Genomic DNA, 8,652 nt, shown 5'->3' with positions numbered 1-8,652 from the left:
GCTTGATTACAAGGGAAAGCGGCATTTCTTACCCACAGGGATGCCAGAAGAGCCCAAAATTTTTGATGTAGTGTTAGAAACAAAGGATGATGGTACATGCGCGGACGATGGACGAAATTATTAATTTTTATTGTAGCGGATATAGTGGCGGTGCTCTTGGGCACAGCCATCAGTTACGGCTTGCGCTTTGAATTTCATACAACGCCCTATGCGTCGATGCTGCAACAAACAGCGCCCATACTGGTGCTTAGCTATTTAGCTTGGATGTATATTCTGCGCATTTATCAGCGGGTATGGCGTTATGCAGGCTCGCGGGAATTATTTGCGCTCATTTATTCCGGCTTAGGTGCTTGTGTTACCTACGCGGCGATTACTATGGCTATGGGATTGAACCTGCCGCGCTCACTATATGTCATTCTCTTTATCGTGATAACCGGGATTATTGGCTTCGGTCGTCTTATGTTCCGTTACGTTAGCTTGAAATATTATTCCAATAAGCAAAAAAATGAAGAAACCGTGCCTGTCCTCATTGTCGGTGCCGGTGATGCGGGAGCCATTATTGCCCGTGAAATCATGACCTATCATGCAAAAAATCGCGAGCTCGTTGGCTTTGTGGATGATGACCCGAAAAAGGTAGGTCGTCTCTTGGCGGGACAGATGATTATGGGGGACCGTCACGATATTCCGCGTCTCGTAGCCGAACACGGTATTAAAGAAATCGTTATTGCCATGCCATCGGCGAAGGCAGCCACGGTGAAAGAAATCGTTTCCATCTGTGCGCCGCTGAAATGTAAGACGAATATTTTACCGGGCCTGTATCAATTATTGGATGGCAATGTATCCTTGTCGCAGATGCGTCCTATCGCAATCGAAGACTTGCTGCAACGCGAGCCGGTGCGACTCGATATGGAAGAAATTGCGGCGTACCTGGAAGGTAAGGTTGTTCTTGTTACCGGTGCCGGCGGATCTATCGGCTCGGAAATTTGTCGCAGCGTTATGCGCATGAAACCGGCCAAACTTATTTTGCTCGGTCACGGTGAAAACAGCATTTACTTAATCAATAAAGAATTGAGTAAAAAGTACGGTGTAGATGCCGTTACGCCGGTAGTGGCTGATATTCGCGATACAGAACAGCTGATGAGCATCTTCGCCGAATACAAACCGGAGGTTGTGTTCCATGCGGCAGCGCATAAACATGTACCGCTTATGGAAGCGTGGCCGATGTCGGCAGTACTGAACAACATTTTAGGAACGCGGTCCGTGGCGGACGTAGCCGGACGCAGCGGGGTACGTAAATTCGTAATGATTTCTACGGATAAAGCAGTAAATCCGACCAGCGTTATGGGGGCATCAAAACGTATTGCGGAAAAGGTTATCCAAGCGATGAACGGACGCTATCCTACAGAATATGTAACGGTACGCTTCGGTAATGTACTGGGTAGCCGCGGCAGTGTGGTACCGCTCTTTAGAGAACAAATTGCCAAGGGCGGACCGGTGACGGTAACGCACGAAGAAATGATTCGTTACTTTATGACTATTCCGGAAGCCAGTCAGTTGGTACTTCAAGCCGGTGCCATGGGTAAAGGCGGCGAGCTCTTCCTCTTGGACATGGGGGAACCGGTTAAGATTATTGACCTCGCTCGCAATATGATTCGCCTTAGCGGCTTTGAACCGGGAACGGAAATCCCCATTCAGATTACAGGTTTACGGCCCGGCGAAAAATTGTATGAAGAATTGTTGACCGCCGAAGAAGGGACGGAACACACTAAACACGAAAAAATTTACGAAGCACGCATTGAACCGCTGGACGCCGATTGGCTGTTTAATAAAATCGAAGAGCTATTGCATACACATTCGGCAAATGACATTATTGCTATTTTTAAGGAGATTATCCCTACCTATCATCCGAACCACACATCGGAAGCGGCCAATGCCGTGGCGGACAGTTTGATTCGCGCCAAGGCAACCGGTGACGGTGTAGACTTAAACGAGCTGGCATCGGCTACATTGACTAAAAAGGACGATAAACAGTAAAGCGGATATCTTGCGTAGTAAAGAAGAGTAGGAGACCAATCTAATGATAGACTTACATTCTCACATATTATATGATATAGATGATGGATCTAAATCGTTTGACATGTCCATTGAAATGTTACGTATGGCAGCTGCCTGCGGCACGACGGATATTATCGCCACGCCTCATGTGAACCGGCGCGGTGTGGTACCGGAATGGTCGGTTATCGTGGAAAAGGCAACCGCCTTGCAGGAAGATGCTAAGAAAGCAGGCATTCCCATTACCATTCATACCGGTGCGGAGGTAGAAATCAATTTTGAAGCCTTACGCTTCCTAAAGGAAGACGCACGGGATTACTGTATTGCCGGTAGTCGCTATATTCTTTGTGAATTAACCAATCAAAGCGAACCGAAGCAGACGGAAAATTTGCTGTTTGAATTGATGGTGCGCGGCTATCGCCCTATCTTGGCACATCCGGAACGGTACGACCGCATTATGGAAAAACCGCGGTACATCTGGAAGTGGCTGGAAAAAGGCGTACTCACCCAGTGTAACGGCGGTAGCTTCGTAGGTTACTTCGGTGAGGAAGTACAACGCCGCGTAGAAATGCTGGCCCGTAAGGACATGATTTGTTTCCTTGGCAGCGATGCGCATCGGACAACGGTGCGTAATCCTGATTTGGCCCCCGTTGAGGTGGCTATTAAACAGTTAACAAACGGTGCCGCTTTATGGCAGCGTTGTGAGGATAATGGGAGAAAGCTATTGAATAAAAAAGCTATTTATCCGTCCATAGAAGGGGAATGGCGAGAAGAAAAGCCGAAGAAAAAAGGCTTCTTTGCCAAATTGTTCGGATAAGACCAATAGCAACACGTAGGTAAGTGGATAGTATAAGGAGTTGTAGGATGAAGAAGAAATTGGCAGCAATGGTTATGGGCCTTGTACTGACGACAGGCGGTGCCATGGCCAGCGAATATACGATGCGCTCCGGTGATCAGCTAAGCATTGTGGTCACCCAGGAGCCGAGCATCAGTACCTCGGTGAATGCGTCGGGGACTATGACACCCTATTTGGTGCGGCCTGATGGGAGAGTATCCATACCGCTGGCCGGAGAAATCAACGCGAACGGCTTGACGGTGGCACAATTTACTAAGGAACTGCGGACGCGCTTATCCAAGTATATCGTGGACCCCGATGTGGCGGTGAACGTTGTAAAACTGGGCACCGTACGCGTCTATGTATTTGGTGAAGTAAACCGTCCCGGTGCCTTTGAACTCACCAAAGGACATACCGTGATTGATGCTATTGGGGCAGCCTCCGGCTTTAACTGGGATACGGCGAAAAAGAAAATTTACCTCATTCGCCAAGATCGTCCGAAGGAACTCATTGCTATTAACTTAAATCATATGCTCGAAACGGGGGATATGAGCGAAAACTACGAAATGCGCGAAGGTGATATGCTGTACTTAACAAGAAATGGTCGTATTAGCTTTAGTCGTGATATTGCGCCAATTTTTAGTGGTATCTATTCTATTACGGAAGCTAAAAAGAATTTAGATGAGTGATAAGGGGTGTGACAATGGCAGAAGATACACGTAAGGATATTTCGAAAGAAGAAGAGACGATAGACCTGGTCGAGCTGTGGCATACCATCCGTGAACATACATCATTTATTGTGAAAACTACGGCGGTATGTATTTTGCTGGCCGGATTGTACTTGGCGATTGCAACACCGACATACCAGTCGGTAGCCTTGCTGCGGGTAAAGCAGAGTCAAGGTTTAGGTGATTCCATGCTGAGTAGTCTTGCATCGGGGAATCCGTTACAATCCAAGCAACAGATGAGCACAGATGCAGAAATTTTAAAGAGTCGCCAAGTGGTCATTCCGGTTATTGAAGCGACAGAAGAAGTTGATGATGAAGGTAAGTATCCGGAATATGAAAAATATGTAAAAGAACATATTACGACGACTCCGTTCAAGGATACGGATATCATGCAGGTAGCCATGACAGCCGATACGGCGGAAGGGGCACAAGAGGCGAATAAGTTATTGGTAAATGGCTTCCTTAAACGCTTGACGGAACTATCGCAGGATGAAAAGAAAGTGATTCGTCAATTCTTGGAAAAACGCGTAGTTTCTTCGAAGAAGGAATTGCAAGCAGCGGAAGATAAATTACAGGCGTACCAGTCGGATAACAAAATCTTCTCGCCTACGGATCAGATGAAGGGATTAACCGATAAGATTTCTATGCTGGATAAGGCAAAGGCAGAAAACCAGCTGAACATGGAAACAGCAAAAGCGGCCTTGGCCAGTGCGGACGGCCAATTATCTTCGGCAGGTATTAGCATTGCAGATAGCCCGACCATCCAGAAATACAAAACACAGCTGGCAGAACTGGAAGCAGAAAAAGCCGGTTACGTGGGCAAATATACGGATGAACATCCTAAAATGCAGACTTTGAATAAACAAATCCAAGAGGTAACGTCCTCGTTAAATACGGAAATAGACAAGGTAGTCTCTCAGGAAGCACCGTCCAGCAATCCGGTTCAGCAGGGACTCTTGGCCAGCAAATTTAAAAACGAAGCGCAAATTGCGGTGGCACAGAGCAAATCCGGTGCATTGGCACAGCTAGATGCAGAAGCAGATAAGATGATGGAACAATTCCCGGAACAGCAAAAGGGATATATCCAATTAAAACGCGATCAGGACGTGGCGCAGGAAATCTACGTTATGCTCTCTAAACGTTTGGAAGAAGCAAAGGTAGCGGAAATCATGGTACCCACAGAGGTACAGGTGATTGACGAGCCTACACTGCCGGAAAAACCGATTGCACCGCGCAAGGCATTAACCTTGGCCATTGCGTTTGTCTTAGGGCTGTTAGGTAGCAGTGCGTTTGTTATTGCTCGGAGCCTCTTAAACCGCAAGGTGCGTACGGCGGACGATGTGGAAAAATACTTGGGCTTGCCGGTACTGGGTGTGATTCCTAAATTTGAAGATCAGTTGGAAGAGGGTCCCGGTCACAGCAAACAATCATGGTGGGCTAAGCTAAAAGGAGGATTATCATGGCGAAAACGGAATTAATAGCACATTACGATAAGCTCTCTCCTATTAGTGAAGGCTATCGTGCCATTCGTATTAATCTACAATTTGCAGGGGCAGATAAAACCTTGCAGGTAGTGGGCGTGACTTCATCTTCTCCGGGGGAAGGGAAATCAACGACCATTGCCAATTTGGCTATCGTTATGGCACAGGACAACAAGAAGGTACTTCTCATTGACTGTGATTTGCGTAAGCCGACGCAGCATAAAAAATTTGAAATCGAGCAGGATGGTTTGACCAATGCTCTCGTGCGCGGTAAAGCCTTAGATGATTTGGTGCAGCACGATGTATTTCCCAATTTAGATATACTAGCCAGTGGACCGATTCCGCCGAATCCATCGGAATTATTAGGCAGTCATAAGATGGCTGAAATCATCGCGTGGGCTCGTGAGCACTATGATTACGTACTCGTTGACTTGCCGCCGATTCTGGCTGTAGCCGATGCGGCAGTTATCGGGAACATGGTTGACGGTGTACTCATGGTGGTGGCCTCCGGCAGTATGACGCCGAATGAAGCGATGGATGCAAAGAAACGATTGCAACAGGCCGGAGTTAACATCCTCGGCGTTATCCTCAATAAGATGCCGCAGCAACGGCGGTATGGATACTATCAGTATTATTATCACGATGATGATAAGCTGTAAGCGATAAATACTAAACAAAAAATTTTCATCATAGGTAGGAGGAGAGAACTATGACAGATACTAAAGGACTAAAAGATATGGCTAAACGAAATATTCCCTTTAGCCCTCCTGATATTACAGATTATGAAATTGAAGAAGTAGTTAAGGCCTTAAAATCCGGTTGGATTACGACAGGACCTCGGACGAAAGAGTTAGAAAAACGCTTGGCAGACTATTGTGGAACCAGCAAGGTTGTTTGCCTGAATTCGGCGACAGCAGCAGAAGAACTCAATTTTAGAATTTGCGGTATTGGTGAAGGTGACGAAGTTATAGTTCCGGCCTATACATATACGGCATCTGCGTCGGCAGCTATTCATTGCGGTGCAAAGGTTATTTTCGTAGACAGCCAAAAAGATTCTACGGAAATGGATTATGAAAAAGTAGCAGCAGCCATTACACCGCGCACAAAGGCTATTGTAGCCGTAGATTTAGGTGGCGTGGTAGCACATTATGAACCTCTGTTTAAGATTGCCGAAGAAAAACGTAATCTGTTTACGCCAAAGCAGGGAGATGATTTAGGTGCTCGTATTCAGCAGAGTGTAGGTCGTATTCTTATTTTCTCTGATTGTGCACATGCTCTCGGCGCTTCCCGAGATGGCGTGATGACCGGTGCTATTGCAGATTTTACCGACTTTTCCTTCCATGCAGTAAAAAACTTTACCACGGCCGAAGGCGGTGCATCGACCTGGCGGGATATCCCGGGAATTGATAATGAAGAAATTTATCACCAGTATCAGTTGTATTCTTTACATGGTCAGAGTAAAGATGCATTGGCAAAGACACAAATCGGTGCGTGGGAATATGATATTATCGGTCCTTGGTATAAATGTAATATGACAGATATTATGGCTGCTATCGGACTTCGGCAGTTAGATCGTTATCCGAAGTTACTGGAACGCCGTAAAGAAATGATTAAACGCTATGATGCTATGTGTGACGAATTAGGTCTATTCCATTTGGATCATTTCGCAGAACACCAGATTTCTTCCGGTCATTTATATTTAATTCGAGTTCCGGGGGCTAGTGATGAAGAACGCCGCGAAATCATTACCGAATTGGCAAAACGCGGTATTGCAACCAATGTTCACTATAAACCATTACCGATGATGACGGCGTATAAAGCGTTGGGATGGGATATTAAGGATTTTCCGAATGCCTATGATTATTATCAGAATCTTATTACATTACCTTTGCATACACATTTGTCTGATGAGGACTTGGACTATGTAATTGAAAATGTAAAAGATGTAATTAAACAATATAAAGATTAATAGAAGTAAATGAATAAGGAGCGTGCCATGCTATTACGAAAATGGAATGAGTTACCCTCTCATATGCAATGTGATGAGGTGAGACCATATTATGACATTTTAGAGAAGAAGAAAGGTAGCTTAATTGCTAAACGAGTCTTTGATGTAATAGCAGGGAGCATGCTCCTTGTTGTTTTATCGGGACCGATGGCAATTATCGCAGCGTGCATTAAAGCTGATTCCAAGGGACCTATTTTTTATCGTCAAGAACGTGTAACGACGTATGGAAAAAAATTTGGAATCCATAAATTTAGGACGATGGTCAATAATGCGGATAAAATAGGAACCGCGGTCACTGTACAAGGCGATAGTCGCATTACAAAGGTTGGTCACTTTCTTAGAAAATACCGTCTTGATGAGTTTCCTCAGGTATTTGATGTTCTCAGCGGTAATATGAGCTTCGTAGGAACAAGGCCTGAAGCTACAAAATATGTGGAACATTACAGTAATGAAATGCTGGCTACATTATTGTTGCCCGCCGGGATTACAAGTGAAGCGAGTATTAAATATAAGGATGAGGCGAAAATTTTAAGTAATGCTCAGAATGCAGATGAAACATATATAAATAGAATTTTACCAGAAAAAATGAGATGGAACTTAAACAGCATTAAAAATTTTAGCTTTTTTAAAGACATTCTGATTATGATTAAAACGTTTATTGCGGTTATGAAGTAGGTAATTATGAAAAGTATAATAAGAAGGTTACAAAATAAAGAATTAGAAATGTTGATATATTTTAGGGACTTTTGCGAAAAACATAATCTAAAATTTTATTTATGCGGCGGTGGATTAATAGGTGCAATTAGGCATAAAGGATTTATTCCTTGGGATGATGATTTAGATGTATTTATGCCAAGAGAGGATTATGAACGTTTGGCAGTGCTATGGAAAAAGTATGCTGATACAAAGAGATATAAGTACTGTAGAACGGATAAGAATGTTAATTATCACGATGCAGGAGCATCTATTAGGGATGAAAACACAACTTTTATTAATAGACATAGTGTAAACGAAGATATATGTCACGGGTTAGCTTTAGAAATCATGCCAATTGATGGGTGTCCTCGGGGCAAATTTAATAGGATGTTGCAGCTATTTTATGCAATGGTATTTGCTTTATTTAATGTACAACGTTTACCAGATAACAAAGGTAAATTGTTTAGGAAAATTGCATCATTGGTTTATAGTGTTATACCAAATAAAAGTGTCCGGTATTTTATCTGGAAATTTGCTGAGAAACAAATGATGAGATATAAATGGGATAAAGTTGATGAAGTAACCGAATTGATAGGTAGTTTAAAAGGGATGAAACTTAGGCATCCTAAGTCTGATTTTGAAGAAGTTGTTTATGTATCATTTGAGGGAGAGAGAATTCCTTTGATGAAGGGCTACGATCGCTATCTAAGGTTAATATGGGGAGACTATATGAAATTACCTCCTGAAAAAGATCGCAAGGCGAAGCATGATGCTGTATTTATTGATATGGATAAATCTTAGGCTCTTCTGGCATCCCTGTGGGTAAGAAATGCCGCTTTCCCTTGTAATCAA

General features: G+C 44.0%; 8 protein-coding genes. All 8 read left to right on the top strand.

The annotated features are described in order from the left end of the window. Positions 1-96: 96 nt before the first annotated feature. The 8 genes from Q5873_RS09615 to Q5873_RS09580 all read left to right on the top strand — a co-directional run bounded on the left by Q5873_RS09615 (position 97) and on the right by Q5873_RS09580 (position 8,601). Positions 97-2,034 (top strand): polysaccharide biosynthesis protein, encoded by a 1,938-nt coding sequence (locus tag Q5873_RS09615; protein ID WP_303060577.1) that lies wholly within the window; start codon positions 97-99, stop codon positions 2,032-2,034. A gap of 43 nt (positions 2,035-2,077) precedes the next feature. Further along, on the top strand, positions 2,078-2,869 hold the full coding sequence (locus tag Q5873_RS09610) for a tyrosine-protein phosphatase (RefSeq protein WP_288300883.1): 792 nt from the start codon (positions 2,078-2,080) through the stop codon (positions 2,867-2,869). Positions 2,870-2,937: 68 nt separating this feature from the next. Then, positions 2,938-3,576: a polysaccharide biosynthesis/export family protein gene (locus Q5873_RS09605; RefSeq protein ID WP_438364098.1), complete on the top strand. Its 639-nt coding sequence runs from the start codon at positions 2,938-2,940 to the stop codon at positions 3,574-3,576. 14 nt (positions 3,577-3,590) lie between these two features. Next, positions 3,591-5,093: a GumC family protein gene (locus Q5873_RS09600; protein ID WP_303060575.1), complete on the top strand. Its 1,503-nt coding sequence runs from the start codon at positions 3,591-3,593 to the stop codon at positions 5,091-5,093. Beyond that, entirely contained in the window at positions 5,075-5,755 is a 681-nt protein-coding gene (locus tag Q5873_RS09595) for a CpsD/CapB family tyrosine-protein kinase (RefSeq protein WP_303060574.1), read from the top strand. The genes Q5873_RS09600 and Q5873_RS09595 overlap by 19 nt, the downstream gene beginning before the upstream one ends. A 50-nt stretch (positions 5,756-5,805) precedes the next feature. Beyond that, complete coding sequence (locus Q5873_RS09590; protein WP_303060573.1) at positions 5,806-7,065, top strand: DegT/DnrJ/EryC1/StrS family aminotransferase; 1,260 nt, start codon at positions 5,806-5,808, stop codon at positions 7,063-7,065. Between the two features lie 27 nt (positions 7,066-7,092). Beyond that, positions 7,093-7,779, top strand: coding sequence for a sugar transferase (locus tag Q5873_RS09585; RefSeq protein WP_303060572.1), 687 nt, complete (start codon positions 7,093-7,095; stop codon positions 7,777-7,779). Between the two features lie 6 nt (positions 7,780-7,785). Continuing rightward, positions 7,786-8,601, top strand: coding sequence for a LicD family protein (locus Q5873_RS09580; protein ID WP_438364097.1), 816 nt, complete (start codon positions 7,786-7,788; stop codon positions 8,599-8,601). Positions 8,602-8,652: the final 51 nt, after the last annotated feature.

The sequence above is a fragment of the Veillonella magna genome, assembly GCF_959600285.1.
GTDB classification, from domain to species: domain Bacteria; phylum Bacillota; class Negativicutes; order Veillonellales; family Veillonellaceae; genus Veillonella_A; species Veillonella_A magna.
Note: the sequence above shows the minus strand (reverse complement) of the source record. Positions and strands in the feature narration are given on the sequence as shown.